General features: G+C 35.9%; 20 protein-coding genes. 4 read left to right on the top strand and 16 right to left on the bottom strand.

What is annotated here, in order from left to right:
• Positions 1 to 131 precede the first annotated feature (131 nt).
• The gene (locus tag AMS59_RS01110; protein ID WP_053481925.1) at positions 132 to 1361 is read right to left on the bottom strand and encodes an MFS transporter; all 1230 of its coding nucleotides are present in this window, start codon (positions 1359 to 1361) and stop codon (positions 132 to 134) included.
• Between the two features lie 207 nt (positions 1362 to 1568).
• Here AMS59_RS01110 and thrC point away from each other — a divergent pair, with 207 nt between their 5' ends.
• From thrC to AMS59_RS01095, 3 genes are read left to right on the top strand one after another with little or no spacing between them, the layout of a single operon-like run.
• Positions 1569 to 2621 carry a threonine synthase gene (gene thrC, locus AMS59_RS01105; protein WP_053481924.1) on the top strand — a complete coding sequence of 351 codons (1053 nt, stop codon included), beginning with the start codon at positions 1569 to 1571 and terminating at the stop codon, positions 2619 to 2621.
• Positions 2618 to 3532, top strand: coding sequence for a homoserine kinase (gene thrB, locus AMS59_RS01100; RefSeq protein WP_053481923.1), 915 nt, complete (start codon positions 2618 to 2620; stop codon positions 3530 to 3532). Before thrC ends, thrB begins: the two co-directional genes overlap by 4 nt.
• A gap of 27 nt (positions 3533 to 3559) precedes the next feature.
• Positions 3560 to 4243: an MtnX-like HAD-IB family phosphatase gene (locus AMS59_RS01095; RefSeq protein WP_053481922.1), complete on the top strand. Its 684-nt coding sequence runs from the start codon at positions 3560 to 3562 to the stop codon at positions 4241 to 4243.
• 95 nt (positions 4244 to 4338) lie between these two features.
• On the opposite strand, the gene AMS59_RS01090 is transcribed toward AMS59_RS01095, so the two are convergent.
• The 8 genes from AMS59_RS01090 to AMS59_RS24705 all read right to left on the bottom strand — a co-directional run bounded on the left by AMS59_RS01090 (position 4339) and on the right by AMS59_RS24705 (position 10740).
• Positions 4339 to 4950, bottom strand: coding sequence for a phosphatase PAP2 family protein (locus AMS59_RS01090; RefSeq protein ID WP_053481921.1), 612 nt, complete (start codon positions 4948 to 4950; stop codon positions 4339 to 4341).
• 108 nt (positions 4951 to 5058) lie between these two features.
• Complete coding sequence (locus AMS59_RS26600; RefSeq protein ID WP_255349992.1) at positions 5059 to 5187, bottom strand: hypothetical protein; 129 nt, start codon at positions 5185 to 5187, stop codon at positions 5059 to 5061.
• A gap of 29 nt (positions 5188 to 5216) precedes the next feature.
• Positions 5217 to 6116: a hypothetical protein gene (locus tag AMS59_RS01080; RefSeq protein ID WP_053481919.1), complete on the bottom strand. Its 900-nt coding sequence runs from the start codon at positions 6114 to 6116 to the stop codon at positions 5217 to 5219.
• A 435-nt stretch (positions 6117 to 6551) separates the two neighbouring features.
• On the bottom strand, positions 6552 to 7166 hold the full coding sequence (locus tag AMS59_RS01075) for a response regulator transcription factor (RefSeq protein WP_234007654.1): 615 nt from the start codon (positions 7164 to 7166) through the stop codon (positions 6552 to 6554).
• The gene (locus tag AMS59_RS01070) at positions 7150 to 9372 is read right to left on the bottom strand and encodes a sensor histidine kinase (protein ID WP_053481990.1); all 2223 of its coding nucleotides are present in this window, start codon (positions 9370 to 9372) and stop codon (positions 7150 to 7152) included. The genes AMS59_RS01075 and AMS59_RS01070 overlap by 17 nt, the downstream gene beginning before the upstream one ends.
• Before the next feature lie 71 nt (positions 9373 to 9443).
• The gene (gene comX, locus AMS59_RS01065) at positions 9444 to 9602 is read right to left on the bottom strand and encodes a competence pheromone ComX (RefSeq protein WP_053481917.1); all 159 of its coding nucleotides are present in this window, start codon (positions 9600 to 9602) and stop codon (positions 9444 to 9446) included.
• A 10-nt stretch (positions 9603 to 9612) separates the two neighbouring features.
• The gene (locus AMS59_RS01060) at positions 9613 to 10515 is read right to left on the bottom strand and encodes a polyprenyl synthetase family protein (RefSeq protein ID WP_053481916.1); all 903 of its coding nucleotides are present in this window, start codon (positions 10513 to 10515) and stop codon (positions 9613 to 9615) included.
• 87 nt (positions 10516 to 10602) lie between these two features.
• Positions 10603 to 10740, bottom strand: a complete 138-nt coding sequence (locus AMS59_RS24705; RefSeq protein WP_156304521.1) for a hypothetical protein — start codon at positions 10738 to 10740, stop codon at positions 10603 to 10605.
• A 265-nt stretch (positions 10741 to 11005) separates the two neighbouring features.
• Here AMS59_RS24705 and AMS59_RS01055 point away from each other — a divergent pair, with 265 nt between their 5' ends.
• Positions 11006 to 11650 carry a hypothetical protein gene (locus AMS59_RS01055; RefSeq protein WP_053481915.1) on the top strand — a complete coding sequence of 215 codons (645 nt, stop codon included), beginning with the start codon at positions 11006 to 11008 and terminating at the stop codon, positions 11648 to 11650.
• A gap of 206 nt (positions 11651 to 11856) precedes the next feature.
• On the opposite strand, the gene AMS59_RS01050 is transcribed toward AMS59_RS01055, so the two are convergent.
• From AMS59_RS01050 to menC, 7 genes are all read right to left on the bottom strand, one after another.
• Positions 11857 to 12171: an antibiotic biosynthesis monooxygenase gene (locus AMS59_RS01050; RefSeq protein WP_053481914.1), complete on the bottom strand. Its 315-nt coding sequence runs from the start codon at positions 12169 to 12171 to the stop codon at positions 11857 to 11859.
• Position 12172: 1 nt separating this feature from the next.
• Entirely contained in the window at positions 12173 to 13180 is a 1008-nt protein-coding gene (locus tag AMS59_RS01045) for a siderophore ABC transporter substrate-binding protein (protein WP_053481913.1), read from the bottom strand.
• 57 nt (positions 13181 to 13237) lie between these two features.
• On the bottom strand, positions 13238 to 13999 hold the full coding sequence (locus tag AMS59_RS01040; protein WP_053481912.1) for an ABC transporter ATP-binding protein: 762 nt from the start codon (positions 13997 to 13999) through the stop codon (positions 13238 to 13240).
• The gene (locus tag AMS59_RS01035; protein WP_053481911.1) at positions 13996 to 14949 is read right to left on the bottom strand and encodes an iron chelate uptake ABC transporter family permease subunit; all 954 of its coding nucleotides are present in this window, start codon (positions 14947 to 14949) and stop codon (positions 13996 to 13998) included. Before AMS59_RS01035 ends, AMS59_RS01040 begins: the two co-directional genes overlap by 4 nt.
• On the bottom strand, positions 14942 to 15892 hold the full coding sequence (locus tag AMS59_RS01030) for an ABC transporter permease (RefSeq protein WP_053481910.1): 951 nt from the start codon (positions 15890 to 15892) through the stop codon (positions 14942 to 14944). The genes AMS59_RS01035 and AMS59_RS01030 overlap by 8 nt, the downstream gene beginning before the upstream one ends.
• A gap of 270 nt (positions 15893 to 16162) precedes the next feature.
• Positions 16163 to 17215 carry a hypothetical protein gene (locus AMS59_RS01025; protein ID WP_053481909.1) on the bottom strand — a complete coding sequence of 351 codons (1053 nt, stop codon included), beginning with the start codon at positions 17213 to 17215 and terminating at the stop codon, positions 16163 to 16165.
• Between the two features lie 359 nt (positions 17216 to 17574).
• A complete protein-coding gene (menC, locus tag AMS59_RS01020; protein WP_053481908.1) occupies positions 17575 to 18681 on the bottom strand; it encodes an o-succinylbenzoate synthase in 1107 nt (368 codons plus the stop codon).
• Positions 18682 to 18688: the final 7 nt, after the last annotated feature.

Raw genomic sequence — 18688 nt, 5'->3', positions numbered from 1 at the left:
ACATGTCTTCGTTTTTACTCTAAAAAGGCGGAATAATAAATCTGAAATTTCAGTTAAAATTCATGCGACGGTAGTGTAAAATTATAAAAAATGTCTTGGACTATAGTTCATCCAAGACATGATTCTTTTTGTTATTCTAATTCAATTTGTTTCGTTTCTTGACCTAAAAATATGACCCCAACAACACCGATAATAATCGCTCCGCAGAAAATAGCAAAGATGTAGCCGATATCATAACCTGCTGTTAACAAAAAGCCTACTAACAGAGGTCCAAAAATACCACCGATGCGCCCAATAGCTGCTGCCATTCCTACACCCGTTCCACGAATAATAGCTGGATACTGCTCTGGTGTATACGCATAAAGTGCACCCCAAGCCCCTAAGTTAAAGAACGATAAAAACATCCCAGAAGTTAATAGCACTACTATTGTTTCAGCATTACCAAAAATGAAAGCACTTACAGCTGTACCAATTAAATAAGAAACAAGTACAAATTTTCGTCCGAATTTTTCTATAAACCATGCAGCTGTAAAATAACCTGGTAGCTGCGCAAGCGTCATAATAAGAACATATTTAAAGCTCGTAATCATATCAAAGCCTTTACCAACCATGACACTTGGTAGCCATAAAAACATACCGTAATACGAGAAAACGACCGTAAACCATAGCACCCATAACATAAGTGTCGAGCGTACATATTTTTTTGACCATACTTCTCGAATATTTTGCACAACACTACGTTTCTTAGACTCTGCCTTCACGACAAATTGTGGTGAATCTGGTAAGTGCCAGCGAAGATAAATTGCATATATTGCTGGAATTGCCGTTAACAATAAAGCTATACGCCATCCCCATGATGGAATAACAAAATACGAAATCAATGCTGCGATTAACCAGCCCACCGCCCAGAAGCTTTCCAGTAAAACAACCACTCGCCCACGCTCTTTGGCTTCTACACTCTCAGAAACTAGCGTCGATGCGACTGGCAATTCTCCCCCTAGTCCCATGCCTACTAAAAAGCGTAGTGCCATAAAAGCAGCTAATGTAGTTGTAAATGCAGACAAGCCACTTGCAATCGAAAATAATACAAGCGTCCACATAAAGATTTGCTTGCGTCCCACTTTATCGGCAAGCACGCCGAAAATAAGAGCTCCTACAGCCATCCCAATTGAGTTTATGCTACCTATCCAGCCCGATTGACTTGGCGTTAATCCCCACTCAACTGCTAATGCTGCAATAACGAATGATAATATTCCTACATCCATTGCATCAAAAAGCCAGCCAACGCCTGCTATCCCTAAAAGCTTATTACGAGAAATAGATTGTTGAGACTTACTCGTTGTTACTGTATTTATCGTCATTTTAATCACCTGTCTTTACACTTGACTATACAATCGTAAGTTTACTATACAGTTGTTTCAAGAAAGTGACAAGCAAAAATTCAAATTACCGAATTGTTTCGACAATTTCTGAAATGCTATTGAAAACATGGGGCAATTTGCGTTAAAATGTCTTTTATACAAAAACAACTGTTCTTTCTATAAGAACAAAAGGAGATCGTAAACGTTATGTGGAAAGGCCTAATTGAAGAATATAAACAATTTTTACCCGTAACAGAAAATACACCTGCTCTAACTTTAAACGAAGGCAATACGCCTCTTATACATTTAGTAAATTTATCTAAAAAACTTGGCATTGAGCTTTATGGAAAAATCGAAGGTGCAAATCCAACCGGTTCTTTTAAAGACCGTGGTATGGTGTTTGCCGTTGCAAAAGCGATTGAAGATGGTAGCAAATGTGTTATTTGCGCTTCAACTGGTAACACATCAGCCGCAGCGGCAGCTTATGCAACACGTGCTGGAATCCAGTCCATAGTCGTTATCCCTAAAGGAAAAGTGGCCCTAGGTAAACTAGCCCAAGCGACAATGTATGGTGCAAAAATTATCGAGATCGACGGTAATTTTGATGATGCATTAAATATTGTTCGTCAAGTAAGTGAAACAACTCCAGTCGCACTTGTAAACTCTGTGAATCCATACCGCATCGAAGGTCAAAAAACAGCATCATTTGAAATTGTAGATGCTTTAGGAACAGCTCCAGATTATCTTTGTATCCCTGTTGGTAACGCAGGTAACATTACTGCGTACTGGAAAGGCTTTAAAGAATATGATGCTGCAAAAGGCTCTGGTTTACCAAAGATGTTCGGCTTTGAAGCTGAAGGTGCAGCTGCAATTGTCAAAGGTGAACCTATTGCTAATCCTGAGACAGTGGCGACAGCTATTCGTATCGGCAATCCTGCAAGCTGGAAATTTGCAGAAGCAGCTCGCGATGAGTCTGGTGGAATTATTGATTCGGTTACAGATGAAGAAATTTTAGCTGCTTACAAATTAATTGCTGGCACTGAAGGAATTTTCGTCGAACCAGGTTCAGCTGCATCATTAGCAGGCGTTATTAAATCCGTTAAAAATGGCAAGATTGCCAAGGGCTCTAAAGTTGTGACAATTTTCACGGGTAATGGATTAAAAGATCCTGAAACTGCAATGAATGTCTCAACTGTAGATGTTGTCTCACTTAAAAACGATGAAGAAGAAATTCGAAAATACATCGAGGGCGTACTATGAGTAATATGTGGGAAATCTCAGTTCCTGGGAGCACAGCAAATCTAGGGCCGGGCTTTGATTCAATAGGACTTGGCTTGTCTCTTTACTTAAAGTTAACTGTGTCTTTACAGGATAGTTGGGAAATTATCCACCTCGATGATAATGGTCCTAAAGAGTTTGAGCTGGAAGAGCACTTACTATACGTGATTGCCAAAAATATTGCGGATCAATACGGTAAGCAGCTACCTGCCTGCCGTGTTGAAATGGCGAGTGAGCTTCCATTAGCCCGTGGTTTGGGGAGTAGTGCAGCAGTCATCGTTGCAGGAATTGAATTAGCTAACCAAGTCTGTGACCTAGGCTTAACTGTACAGGATAAACTCAATTTATCCTCACAAATCGAAGGACATCCAGACAATGCAACAGCCTCGGTATTAGGAGGATTAACAATTTCCTCAATGGATGAAAATGGCGTTGTTGATACATTTCATGTCAGTGATATTGATGCTTTCTTTGTTGTGTATGTGCCCGATGTCGAACTAAAAACAAGTGAATCTCGGTCAGTTTTACCAGAACAATTTGACCGTGCATATGCAGTGAGGGCCTCTGCAAATGCAAATATGCTAGCAGCATCATTAATGGTTCATGATTTTGAGCGTGCAGGTCGTTATATGGAAGCTGATTTATTCCATGAACCTTTCCGCGCCAAATTAATTCCACAATATACAGAAATTCATACTGCCGCAAAGGCTAATGGTGCATTTGGAACGGCTTTAAGCGGTGCCGGACCAACACTGATTTCCATCATCCCTACTGCTATTGCACAAGATTTCGTAAATTCCATGAAAAATCAATTTCCAGATCATCAAATTATCTTAACAAAAGCCGATGAAAATGGTGTAAAGGTAAAATTCGGACGTCTACTGCAAAAGTAGACGTTTTTTCTTAAAGGGGGAAGTAGCTTGAAACCAATTATTTTCTGTGATTTTGATGGCACTATAACAGAAACAGATAATATCGTCTCTCTAATGACTCAATTCGTTCCAGAGGAATCTGAGAAAATTGCAAAAGCAATGATGGAACAAACTATAACCTTTAAAGATGGTGTTTCAGCAATGTTCGAGCTATTATCAACTAAACAAAAGGATGCTGTGATCCAATATTTATTGGATACGGCTATTGTACGTGAGGGGTTTGGCGATTTCGTTCGTTTTGCACAAGAGAAACATATTCCGTTTTATATTGTTAGTGGGGGTGTCGATTTTTTCATTGAGCCACTATTAAAAAAATACGGTCCATTTTCTGGTATATATTGTAACAGCGCTGATTTTTCAGGACAGCACATTAAACTCATCTTTCCAAATAGCTGTGATGAAGAATGTGCGAAATTTGAGACACAGGGTTGTGGTTGCTGCAAGCCAAGCGTTATGCGAAAAGTTACACAGAGCAATCATTTTAAAATCGTGATTGGAGATTCACTTTCTGATTTTGAGGCAGCAAAACAGGCAAATTTAGTACTTGCTAGAGATCATCTTATTAAACGCTGTAAAGACCTTCAGCTTCCTTATGAGCCCTTTGAAACATTCTATGATTGCTTAGAAGTTGTAAAAAAGCTTATGGAAGCAGAAAAAGCTGTTTCAATGTAATTGAAACGCTTTGTGAAATAAGGGCGGTATGTTTAGAAGTATGTTTCTACATAACAAAGGGAGCCACCTTCAATTAGATGGCTCCCTTTCCAAATTCATAATTTATTTTCCGCCTTAAAAAGTCTCTTTCGACGTTCATACCAAATTACACAAATGATAAACCACGTATAACCCATACTCCATCCGGCCACTACATCTGAAGCAAAATGACGGGCTCCCGCAACTCGAGACAAACCAATAAGTACAGTTAGAACAATTGCCCCAAGCCAAAGCAATGTCTTACGTTCCTTGCTATTGTTCTCCGAAAAAATATAGGCTATTGTAAATAAATACAAAATACCGGCCATAGCATGTCCAGATGGAAAGCTAAAGGATGTTAATTGATCTTCAATCTCAGGTCTTGGTCGGTGTACCCATTTTTTCAATAATTGGTTAAGTACATTCCCACCTGCAATTGTTAACAAAACAAATAGTATACCTCGGTTATTTTTTACCTTCCATGCTAAATACACTATTAAGACTAAAGCTACAGACACTACAAATGCTGGTTCACCAATATAGTGAAAAAATTCTATAAAACGATTACCGAAAAATAAATCAGCCATTTTTGTATCAAAAGTATTGATTAATTTACTTTGAAAAGTAACTCGTAACACAAAAAAGATAATGAGCGTTAATGCCGCTAAAGGATAAGCCCATTTTTTCATTTAATACTTCACCTCAAAACTATATGCTGTTATATTTTTCACATCATATCATATTTAAGTCAGTTAGAGGTGAATTTGCTTTTTAAGGTACGAGGGGATTGGTGAAAACTAACCCAATGTGCCCCCTCTTTCCTGGGGAATGACAAATGTTTTTTCTTCTGCCTTATTAAAATAATTTGAAAGAGCTAATGCAACGATAAATAAGATTGCAACGATAGGTATTATTTTTCTAAACAAAATATACACTTCCTCATCTTCAGTCTGAATTATTTTAATAGTACTGGATCGAATAACCAATCTTTTGGCCCGAAGTTTTTATCCTTCTCTCCTCTTACCTCACGAGATATATTTTTTTTAATAATTAATTCTCTAAACTTTCTACTAAACAAAGTTTTTCGATATAAATATCTTCCGTCATGGCTCCATTCTGCTGAGAAGAATACATCATTTTTTATATTGGTTAAATCTTTACGCTTATAAATATCAGGACCATTGATTGCTCCACTTAATCCGCAACGACATGGCGGTTGTTCTGTCGCAAAATACAATTTAACTCTTTCAGTGCTACCTTCTGGTAATACTTGTGTCGGAAAAATTTGAAAAGCTTTTTGCTTCCCTTCTTCCGGTCCTCGATGAATAACCTCTAAAAGTTCATAGCCTTTAATATCCTCTTGCTTCATTAAATTCACTAATTCCTGTGAAGCCACCCAATATCCACTTACATGGACTAGATGACGGTCTTTCATTTCTGTTGTATCTATCACTAATGGCGAAAGCTGTTCTTTTTCCATTAGTCCGCAATGCTGGCAATGAGTGTTTATAGAAAATAAAGTTCCTCTATCATCTATAAACATATCAGGTGAGTTACCAGTTGAGTTTAGTGTGAACAATGGTGCTTGCTCATATTCGCTATCCGAAAAGTCAAAGTAAAAACGTTCTCCGATTGAAACAATTCCTAATTCGTGTTCCAATGATTTATATAGTGCTGCTACATGTTCATATGTTACGTCTTCATTTAATGTAAAAATAGGATTAAAAGATGCCTTTAAATTTCTTTTTCTTATTTTAGGTGCACCGATAAAAATACCATAGCGATTATAAACATTAATAACTTGATCTTGACTAGATTCATCTATAGAAAATAAATTTTCAAGTTCTACTTTCAAAATACACGCCTACCTTTATATAAAGTTTTATGGTGAAGTACGTTGACTAGCTAGTAACTTTAAAAAAATCTACAATCTCTACTTTCTTCATAGATAGCCAGGCTCTTATTTTAAATGAAATCTTATATAGTATTACTTACTATAGCAAAATCTACTTAACCACGATTAACTTAAGCGTACCAGTACTTACACCGATATTTCAATGTTGGGTTTACGCCAATTTTTTGGCGGTCCTCGGCCCGATTTTTGGCGTGATTTGGCGGACATACAAAAAACACCGCCAAAATTTGGCGGTGTCACAAAAAAATTATAGGTATTTAGAATCGGAATTTAGGTGTAATTAACTAAGTTAAAATATGGTATTATACAATCACCTAAAGTCTCCCTTTTTATTGAAAAATATACCAACAGAAGTTAGTATAACATACAGACAATCTATAGTAAATTCATTCTTTCTGCAAGATTTACAGCCTCTGTCCGTGAATCTACATTCAATAAAGAAAACAGTTGTGTTAAATATCTTTCGGTTGTTCGCTGAGGAATATTTAACTCTATAGCAATCGCTTTATTCGTATGTCCTTCCGCAATTAGTCTTAAAATTTTCTTTTCTTTTTCATTTAAGTGAATATCGAGTTTTGCATCTTGCAATTTAAATTTATTATCAAGAAAATCCAAGAAATCTTGAGGTAAAACAATTTCACCATTTGCAATGGCCCGAACAGTTCGTAAAATTTGTTCCTTAGATGCCGTTTTAGCTAAAATACCTTCTATTTTCCGTTCTAAAATAAGTGGATAATAATCAGTAATATCATCACCAGTATAAAGGATAATTGAAGCATTTGACTGGATAGCTTTAATGTTTCGTCCTAAATTAATGCCATTTTCTAACGGCATATTTATATCAATTAAGTAGATATCATATGGTTTGTTTTTTATTCTCTGGATGACATGAGTTGCATCACTTTCTGTATCAACTATAATATCTTCGTTTTCTTGAAATAAATTTTTCGTCCCTTCTAACACAATAGGGTGATCATCCACTATGAGCATCGTAATCAAGTGTATCACTTCCTTCTTTTACTGTAATTCTAATAGACATTCCTTCATTAATCTGCGAATCGATGTAAAGTTGCCCGTTAAAGGCCTTTACACGCTCTTGCATACCTTGAATTCCCATTGATTCTCCGACAATAATATCATTCATATTACAGCCTACACCATCATCCTTGTAGATGATTTCGAAACCATCGTCCATTTCCTGTAGATGAATTTCAACTGTTGTTGCATAGGAATGTTTTAAAGCATTGTTGAGTAATTCTTGAAATAATCGATAAATCATTAAATTCATACGCTCATCCTCTAAATAAAGGCGATCGATCGTATAAATTAACACAAAACTAGCTCTTTCTATTACTTTGCGAATTAGCTTTTCTAATGCCGCATTCAGTCCTAAGGTATCTAATAATGGGGGCTTCAAATTTTCGCAATAAGCTCTTAAATCATGTAGAGATGTCACCATATGCTGATGAATTTCTGCAAGTTTTGGCTGGATATCTGTTGCATCCTTCATATTAACTAGGACATCAACCTCCCGGGCAATATGGAGCTGCTCTTGCAAATTTGTATCATGTAATTCTTGAGCTAATTGATATTTTTCCTCTTCAAACCTTAACCATAATAATTTGTTTAACCAAGGTAATTGACTATCATCTGCTTGCCTCATATGCATTAGTTCCTCTAATAGTTCTTCTACCATCTTGGTATTCTCAATAAAATTATTTACATATAATAAGAGCAATTCAAGCCATAGAAGCTCTTCGTCTTTCAAATGAATCGAATTATTATGTCCCAAAACTAAAGCTCTTTTATAATGAGCATCTTGATGGAGGAAGGCTAGATAGACTTGGTCAAATTTTTTAATTTCCCCCAATTTTAAATCTTCCATTACCATTGGATTAATCGGAAGACTTCCCTCAATCGTTGATGTGAATTGCTTTGTGTCATAGTCATAAGTTAATACAAATACGTGTTCGAGCTCAAGATGTAAAGAAACCTCCTGAGCAAACCTCTCTAGAAGTTCATCTATTTTTATTGTTTTACCAATCTTATCTACCGCCGTATATAATTGATGTATATAATCCCCTTTTGTAGAAAATAAGATTTTTCGTTTTCGGTAATCGACCTTCTCTTTTATGTAAAAAAGAATAATTAACGATGTAAAGGTAAAAAATGAAACACCTGACATTACAGCCATCGTCAAATATTTTCCAGCAATCCAATACAATCCAACCATAAACCACAAAGTAAAAAACGATGAAAAGATTACATAATAACGTAATCTAGTAATATGATATTCGATATCAAATAATCGTTCTGCTAACTGTGTAAAGATAAAGCTAAAAGGAATAAGCAATAAAAAGAAAGAACTGACTTCACCTGAAAGAATATACTTATCAAAAAAAAGGTTAGGGAGTGCAAATAAAAAAAGAAATGGCAGAAACGGTATCATTATACTACTTAACAATATTTTTAACTGAGGTGATTTATATTTGAAATAACTTAGCAATAAAATACTAAGTATGGTAATAAGGAGAATGAAGAAAAGGACTAATACTACATCAGCCAAAAAATGATACGAAGCAGGATAGAAAGTACTAATACAGCCCAGTAAAAAAGAGATCACTGGAAATATATAAAAGAATTTAATATTGTTTGTAAACACCCAATATATTTTTACAAATGAATAATAATCTCTTAAAAAATGTAATAATATAACTAAACACAATACCATACTACTGCGATTTACTATGATTCCAATTCCATTTAATCTACTAGCTACTCCACTGCTTACATAAGCTAACGCAACAGTTAACATAAAAAGAATAAGTAAGTTAGTAAGCTTTGTATTCTTTTGGTTAAAATGTAGATAGATAGTAATAAATAGAGTTAATAAATAATAACAAGCCGGAAATAGTAATATAGAATAAAATTGGTTCGGTACATCCAATTGTTTGATATGTATGTCTTTTATTTCACCATTAGGCTTCAATATGGTTATTTTATTAGCAGCTACTATTTTAGATTTATATTTCACCTGATTTAGATGATCCATTGGCACATCATCTACACTTAAAATAACATCAGATGATGAAATGTTCTTCCATCCTGTCCAGTCTTTAAAATAAGGTTGCGTTACTCCCCACTTGCCATTCTCTTTTTCTACCCCAATTTCTAATAACGGCCCACTATAATTCATATAATTCAGATAAAGTCCAATCACTAAATAGAGCGTTATAGCGGGCCAAAACAACTTTTTACTCAACAATTTTACTCCCAAGCTTCACTTTTCAACTCTATTTCACTACTAAACGCATCTAAAACTGCTTTTTGTTCTAAAGATGATATTCCAATCAATGATGCTTTTTGTGTTTTTAATAGAGCAACTAGGTCTGGGTTTTTTTCTAGATATTGAATTACATTCATCATATATATACCCTCATTTCATTAGTTTTTTTAAGTAGTCTTTACCTACCTCATTCATAGCTACATTTTCAAGAGTATTTAACGCTTTAAACTTGTAAACATTTTTCATAGTAATTGCATAACGTATCGCACCACCATTTGTCAACTCGTTTTCCGTAGCATTATTATCTAAAAATGCATCTATATCATCATTATAATAGCTTACAACAGACTTTGAAACATCATTTTCCTGTGATAAAAGATAAATAATAGGCAATGAGTATCTTTTATTTAGCAAATCATTTTTAGGTCCCCAAGTTTTTAAACTTTGAATATCGTTTTTAATTTGTTGGATAATACCTATGAATCTCCCATACTCTTCAACCTCCGAAGATATCTCACCTTTTGCAAGCACTTCACCAATTAAGCAACCCATCGCTGTTAAAGAACCCGATTTTAGTTCAATCATTTGTATATATGATTGTTCATCCCTACAAGTATTAAGTAAATCCAGTTGCTGACCGTTTATGCTTCGTAATGCATAATCCTCTAGTATTTGAATAGCAGTATTTTTGTGTTCAAAGGAAGTCTCACGTATAATTTTAGAAGCCATAACTAGCATAGCTAAAGCAGCATTTAATGATAATTCAGGTGTTTTAGTCCAAATGTAGTCTGAATCCTTGTCCTGCAAGTCATCAATAATATCAAACGATAAAATTAACAGTTCGATAGCTGCGGCAACTTTATAGATGTCCTCGTTCAAACAATCTGTAAATGCCTCATAATGCAAATAACATAGCTTACCAAATGAATAGCCAACTGCTTTTTTTTCTTCCTTAAAACTTTTTAGCATTGACCGTAGTTCATGACCTACTAATGCCTCGTTCTCAATCAGAATGTCCAATGATTCATTAATTTGTTCATCAAGCTCCTGCAATAGTCCTCTCCTCCCTTAAGTTTGTTATTAAATAGTATACATATTAATGGGAAATAATACTAGAAATCGAAATTATAAGGGAATATTTTACACTATATTATTAGACAACATACCGCCAAAAAGTGGCGGTATTTGTGGGAAGCACGCCATTTCTTTATTTAGGGATAGTAAAATAAGTGGCGGTGTTATATTATTGACCGCCATTTTTTGGCGTAAACTCAGCATTGAAATGGCGTCCTCACTGATGATACGCTTAAACTAAGCTAGAATAAATTTGTATTCTGTTCGTACACTAATTTTTGATTAATTCAAAGCTATAAAGTTTATCGTCAAAAATTAGAAATAAAGGCTGGGCTATTTTTGGGAATTAAAGTCACACTAACGCCGATTCAGAATAGAAATCCCCTACGTTATCGTGTTGAGTCATTTTGTATAGGAATCATTTAAATCTATTAACAAGGAAATTCTCGAAACACTGGGAGTGATTGAAATGAAAAATGAAGTACATGGAAACGTTTTAATACTTACAGCTAATTTTTCCTGTGCAATTTTTGTCTCTGAAGAAGAAATCATTATTAAAAAACCTTCAAAAGAACAGCAATATATTGAGCAAATTATTATTGATGCCGAACAACAGGCTTTTCAAGAAACATTAGCAGCGTATAAAAGCACATCTACATTTTCAAATTTCATTTGCAATATTCCTGGATTTGAAGATACTTTTCAGCAAAAGCTAGACAGTTTTATTGAACAATATGGAATTATAAGAGTATCTGAAGAAAGTCTGTCTATGTTGCCATTAGTAAGTCCATTCACCTCAGAATTAAATATACATACACCTATAATCTATACGTCACCAAGCTTTAGTATTATAAATGCAAGAGGCAATTGCTCTAACACTTCATCTATGGAAAATGCAGTTAAGATTGGAGAAATAGTCGGTTTACCTATCTATCTTTATAATTCAGCAATGCAAATGTCCTCTTTAAGGAAATTTACTGCTGTAAATGAAGCAAATTGGTCACCCAAACAATCAACTGCTTATTTTACAGGGGTTGCCATCAGTGACAATGGTATTTCTTTTAATATTACAAAAGCATTTAATGCATGGAATAGAACGTCCATTAAACATTAATACTAGACTGGGTATGGCACAGGTATAGTTCTATTAGGTCGTTTTGATGGTTCTTTCCGTCACTCTGACTTCTATCCGCCACCTTCGCTCCTCTATCCCCCACTTTGACTATCTATCATTGCATCTCTATCGGACAATACGAAGCTTCATGTTCTATTTATAAGAAAAAAGGTGCCTCAAATGAACTTTGAGACACCTCTAAATTATTAACCTTTTACATAATAAACTTCTTGGCCACTTTCAATGATATGATCAGGCTTCGGTTTACCAGCATTTGCTTTATGACCAGCAACATGCTCAGGGGACTTCTCCCAGTTTTTCCACGCTTCCTCTGATTCCCATCGAACCATAATTAGCACTTCTTCATCACCACGTCGTACTTTTTTTACAAGTACTTGCTTATCAATAAAGCCTGGCTGTTGTTCAAGCAATGATGGACCATCTTTTTTGGCACCAAAATGCTCAACTACTTTATCCGAATTCCCTTCCGTAACGACAATACGTTTAATTTGTACAAACATATTAGTTAAACGCCTTTAACACATCGTCAATTTTTTGCGTTTCAGAAGTGATACCGCCATTAGCAAGATACCAAGTTTCTGGATTTAAGTAGAACACTTTGCCGTTTTTCGCAGCATTTGTTGCGCCAACGATTTCGTTTTCAATTGCCGCTTTTGTACCAGATTCACCATTTGGATTTCTAACTGCATCGCTATCCACTACGAATAAAATATCTGGATTTGTGTCACGTACATATTCAAAGCTTACACTATCACCATGTGTAGATGGTTTAATCGTGTCATCAGCAGCTTTCACACCGTAAATATCATGAATTACACCAAAACGTGAACCTTTACCATAGGCAGATAGCGCACCTTCGCCACCTAATACGATTAAAGCTTTATCTTCCGATTTAGCCGTTTTTGCTTGAATTTCTTTTACTTTTGCTTCATATGCCGTCATGGCATCAGCAGCTTCTTTTTCTTTGCCAAAAATCTTACCAGCTAATTCTGTGTTTGTTTTGAATGATTGTAAGAAATTAGTATAGTCTGTTCCAACATATACTGTCGGTGCAATTTTAGATAGTTCATCGTAAGCAGCTGCTTGACGACCAGAGATGAAAATAACGTCTGGATTCATTGAAGAGATCGCTTCAAAATCAGGCTCTTTTAAAGCACCAACATTTACATAATCTTTACCAGAATATTTGCTTAAGTATTTTGGAAGTGATTTTTGTGAAACACCTGCAACTTTAACACCTAAGACATCTAAAGTATCAAGGAAACCATAATCAAATACAACAACTTTTTCTGGCATTTTATCAAGAGTTACTTCTTTAAAAGTCTCCTCACCATCTGTGCTACCTGGAATTGTAAGTGGATAAGATGTAGCTTCTCCTTTTTGCTCTTCAGCAGTCTTGTTATCCGAAGAACCTTTATCTTCTTTTTTTGCTTCGTCCTTAGAACCGCAAGCAGCTAATACTAATAGCATCATCGCCATTAATACAGTAAGTAATTTCCAATTTTTCATTAGTAAATTGCTCCTTTAAATTTATTTTTTAGATGAACATTTCCATCTATTACCTTTTTAAGAGTTAAAATACACACAAATACGACAACCATTCTGTTCTTGAACAGGAATATCCATATCATAGATTTCTTTAAGCGCATCACGGTTGATGATGTCATTTGTTGGACCGTCTTTGACAACACGACCATTTTTTAATGCGACAATATGATCGGAGTATACGGAAGCAAAGTTTATATCGTGTAATACGATGACAACCGTCTTTCCTAGCTCATCCACGAGCTTACGCAAAATTTTCATAATTTGTACAGAGTGCTTCATGTCCAAATTATTGAGCGGCTCATCAAGTAAAATATAGTCTGTGTCCTGTGCAATAACCATAGCGATAAATGCACGTTGACGTTGACCACCCGATAATTCATCCAAATAATTGTGCTGAATATCTTCTAAATTCATATATTGAATGGCTTCATCTATCTTTAGCTCATCTTCAGACTTTAAATTTCCTTTTGAATAAGGGAAGCGACCGAATGACACAAGCTCACGAATTGTTAGGCGTACATTCATATAGTTTGACTGTTTTAAAATGGATACACGCTTCGCAAAATCATCTGATTTCCAACGACGTACATCTGATTTATCAAGTAATACTTCTCCAGTGTCTGCATTAAGTAAACGGCTTACCATTGAAAGCAATGTTGATTTTCCTGCACCATTTGGTCCGATAAAAGACGTAATTTTTCCTGGTGCAACGTCGACACTAACATCTTGAATGACCGGTTTTTTCCCAAAAAACTTAGAGATTTCTTTTACTTGGATCATCCTGCTGACCTACTTTCCTTCAATAATAAGTAGATGAAGTACACGCCACCTACGAAGTTTATAATAACGCTTAGTGTTGTATCGAAATTAAAAATATGTTCGACCATCCACTGTCCACCGACTAAAGCTACAATACTCATTACACAAGAACCTGCGATTATCACAGAGTGCTTGTACGTCTTGAAAAATTGATACGATAAATTTGCTACGATTAAGCCAAAGAACGTAATAGGCCCAACAAGAGCTGTAGAAACGGCAATTAATACTGAAGATAAGATGAGCATACGCTGTACAAGCTTGTCATATGGCACCCCTAAGTTAATGGCTGTATCACGTCCAAGAGACATTACGTCTAATTGGTTCATATGACGCCAGCCATAAATAAAGGCAATGATTATAACAACAGCTGCAAGCCATACTAAATCTGAATTGACATTGTTAAAGCTTGCAAACATTTTACTTTGTAAGTTTAAAAATTCATTTGGGTCAATCAATACTTGGAAGAACGTAGTTACGCTTCCTAAAAATGTTCCGACAATCATACCAACGAGCAGCAAGAAATAAATCGGACGTTTTCCTTCCTTGAACAATACACGATAAAAAATTAACGCAAAAATAACCATAGCTGAGACAGCTAGTAAGAAATTGTATTTGGCATTAATAACGAATATCGACATAGAGCCAAAGAAGTAAAAGATGAACGTTTGAACCATCATATATAATGCATCAAGTCCCATTACACTTGGCGTTAAAATACGGTTATGTGTAATCGTTTGGAACACAACAGTTGAATAAGCAATCGCAATCCCCGTTAACGACATAGCAAACACTTTAATAAGACGGCGCGGGAACGCATAATGATAGTTACCATTAAGTTCATAAAATACATACAGTAAAATAGATGCTACAGCCAACCCTAGTAAAATCAACATTTTTGTACGGTTACGCATATGCTTTCCCCCTAAACAACATAATGAGGAAGATCGCACTTCCGATGACACCGACCGTCATACTAATCGGAATTTCATAAGGGAAAATAAGTACACGCCCAATAATGTCGCACAATAATAAGAACGACATACCTAGTAATGCTGTATGAGGCAATGTCTTAGCAAGGTTATCCCCTTTGAACAGCGAAACTATATTTGGAATGATTAAACCAAGGAACGGTATCACACCAACTGTTAGCACCACCGTCGTCGAAATAAGCGCTACTAACACTAAACCTAAATTCACAATGAATTTATAGGAAAGACCCAGATTTTTTGCAAAATCCTCACCCATTCCTGCCACTGTGAAGCGGTTCGCATAAATGTAAGCTAAAATCAGCACGGGCACACTTATGTATAAAAGCTCATAACGACCTTTCATCATTAATGAGAAATCTCCTTGTAACCATGCAGAAATGTTTTGGATAATATCCGCCTTATACGCAAAGAACGTCGTAATTGAAGAAAGGATATTCCCAAACATTAAGCCAATAAGCGGTATAAAGATCGCATCTTTAAACTTTATTCGATTTAATATTTGCATAAACAATAATGTGCCGGCTAAAGCAAATATGAAAGCGAAGGAAATTTTTTGAAAGTACGTGACATTTGTGAAAAACATCATCGAAATCAATATCCCCAACTTTGTAGCATCTAACGTACCTGCTGTCGTTGGTGACACGAACTTATTCCTACTTAAGCTTTGCATAATTAAACCAGCAATACTCATACCTGCACCTGCTAACAAAATGGCTACAAGTCTCGGTATACGACTAAGAAAAAATAGTCTAGTTTCTTCTGATTCGAAGTCTAATAGATCACTCGGTTTTATATCAACTACTCCGATAAATAGTGAAACTATAGACAGCACAACAGTTGCTGTTAAAAGATATCTTTTTTTCATTGTAATCCCCGGTAGATTCATTTTTGCTCGCAATGTTCATTGAAAATGATTATCATTACTTACGATTCTCATTATAAGTGTGTTTCCATTCTCAGTCAACCTTCAATTGAGAATTATTCTCGTTTTATTTATGAATCTTTGTAAAATAAGCATTCTCAATAGAATATCTACATTTTGCATTACTTCCGAAGTTAATTTCCCCTACTCTTTTTACACACAAAAAAAGGTAATTGAGAATAAAATACAATTTTTTCTCAATCACCTTATCAGTTATGCTATTCGTCGAACGCCTTTTAGCCATGCAAAAATAATTAAAACGATTAATATAAAACCGACATAACCCATCACAGCATATAGCTTGGCTACGAGCGTCGTAAAACCAACAAGACTTGCTAAAAATGCCAAACCACCGATAAAAACGGCAGTTACCTTAAAACTGGTCTTATTAGGTTTTAAAAATCTTACCATAAATGAATAGAACATCCCCACCGCTGTATTATAAATCATCCCTAATAAAGAAATGGACATCAGTAGACCGATTAGAGGATGAATTTCATTTGCTAAAGCTAGCATCGGTATATCTATGCCAACGATTACGTTCATTTTTGCAAGAAGAGATAGGTTAATAAGTAGAATTAAAGCTCCAAGCAAAACCCCACCAATTATACCTCCCATCCCTGCCACTTTTTCATTACGAATAGATCCACACATAACAGTTAAAAGCGAAAAACACACACCGATATTAAAAGACAAATACAGTAAAGCAGTAACCCACCAGCTTTTAGAACTTACCTGTGCTTGTCGTGCAATAACAGCTTGTTCGACAAAGGTTAAATCCATCGTGGCTAATGAATAGACAGCTATTATCGAGACAATTGCTAACAGATAGGGTGTAGCAATTGCAATAACGTTAATAATACTCTTCACATTCATCATAACTGTCGCAATAGTAAGTGCAATCATACAAATGCTCCCCAGCCAAACTGGTAGTCCAAACATTTGATGAAACGTAGCACCTGCTCCTGCAAACATGATTACTGCAACACCGAATAAGAAGAGCGACAGTAAATAATCCATCACAAAGCCAACAGTATTACCTGAAATTTGATAAATTAAATCCTTGTGCGATGTCGTACGCAACCTTGAGCTAATTTGAGCAATGCACATTCCTACTAAAGCAAATCCAACTGTAGCAATAAGTGCACCATAAATCCCATGAAAGCCATAGCTCGTAAAATATAGTACGATTTCCTGTCCTGATGCAAATCCCGCACCGACGATAATTCCTACATAGGCACCACCGATTTGCAAACTTTTTTTCAATCAGTTCTCTCCCTGTTTATCCTATTATCGGGATCATTACCAAAACGTGTGGTTGATTTCCGTTCCGACTGGGCGCTTTGTTGTTGCTGTCGCTTCGCTTTCGCATAGATAAAACATTTGCTGCCGCTACGTTAGCACTACGCTTTCGCACAGAGCAAAGCTTCCTGGGGGCGTCCGATGAGCCGCTTGGGGCAACAGGATGTTGGTCACGAAGGCGTTATCACAGGACGTGATGGTTTTAGCCTTCGTTCCTCTATATCGCTAATCCCCAAGGAGTCGCCCAGCCTCCACTCCAATCAACTTATTTACATAGTAGACGTTTTACCAGAAGTCATCCACAACATTTAGTGATGAACCTATTATTGATAGACCTTCTTACTGATTGTTAGCTTATCAATTACCTTCATATTAGGTGTATATCCGATTCCGGCCGTTTGTGGCACACGAATATACCCATCCTCTACAACTACTTCAGGTGTAATGATATCCTCATACCAATAATGACTAGAGCCTGCAGTATCCCCAGGCAACACAAAATTAGAGAGCGACGTTAATGCAATATTATGTGCTCGTCCGATTCCGGCCTCTAACATACCGCCACACCAAACGGGAATATTATTTTCCTTACACAAATCATGAATTCTTCTTGCTTCTGTTAACCCGCCAACACGTCCTATTTTTATATTAATAACACCACAACTACCAAGCTCTATCGCTTTTCGTGCATCTTCATAAGAGGTGATGCTTTCATCTAAGCAAATAGGCGTCTTTAACTTTCGCTGTAGCTTTGCATGATCGACAATATCATCTACAACTAATGGCTGCTCAATCATTAATAAATTGAATGCATCAAGTTGCTGCAATACATCCATATCATTCATTGAATAAGCAGAATTAGCATCTACCATCAATGGCAGATCTGGCATTTCAGCTCGAATAGCACGAATAACTTCTACATCGTGGCCAGGCTTAATTTTCACTTTTACTCGTTTATATCCTTTATTTACATGGCCTTTTAATAAATCAATTAATGCTTCTGTAGAAGATTGAATACCTACGCTAACGCCTACCTCTATTTGCTCCTTATCTCCGCCTAACGCTTGAGCAAGTGATTGTTTCGTTTGTTGAGCATAAATATCCCATATAGCTCCTTCAATAGAGGACTTCGCCATGCAATTACGACGAATAGAGGAGAACAAAGCACTAACTTCATCTGGATGCCCTATCTCTTTATGTAACAAGATGGGGATTAAGAAGTCTTCAAGCATATGCCATGTTGTTTTTACTGTCTCCTCTGTATACCAAGGCGCTACAAAGGCTACAGCTTCTCCCCATCCTACAGTTCCTGATTGATCTATCGCTTCTATAAGTAAAAGTTCTTTTTCATCAATTGTGCCAAAACTCGTTGTAAACGGTGCTTTCATAGGCATTTTTATATGTCTAACTGTAATCTGTTCTAGTTTCACAAGATTT

It is taken from the genome of Lysinibacillus sp. FJAT-14745 (genome assembly GCF_001275675.1).
Lineage (GTDB): Bacteria > Bacillota > Bacilli > Bacillales_A > Planococcaceae > Lysinibacillus.
This window is presented reverse-complemented; position numbering and strand designations above follow the sequence as displayed.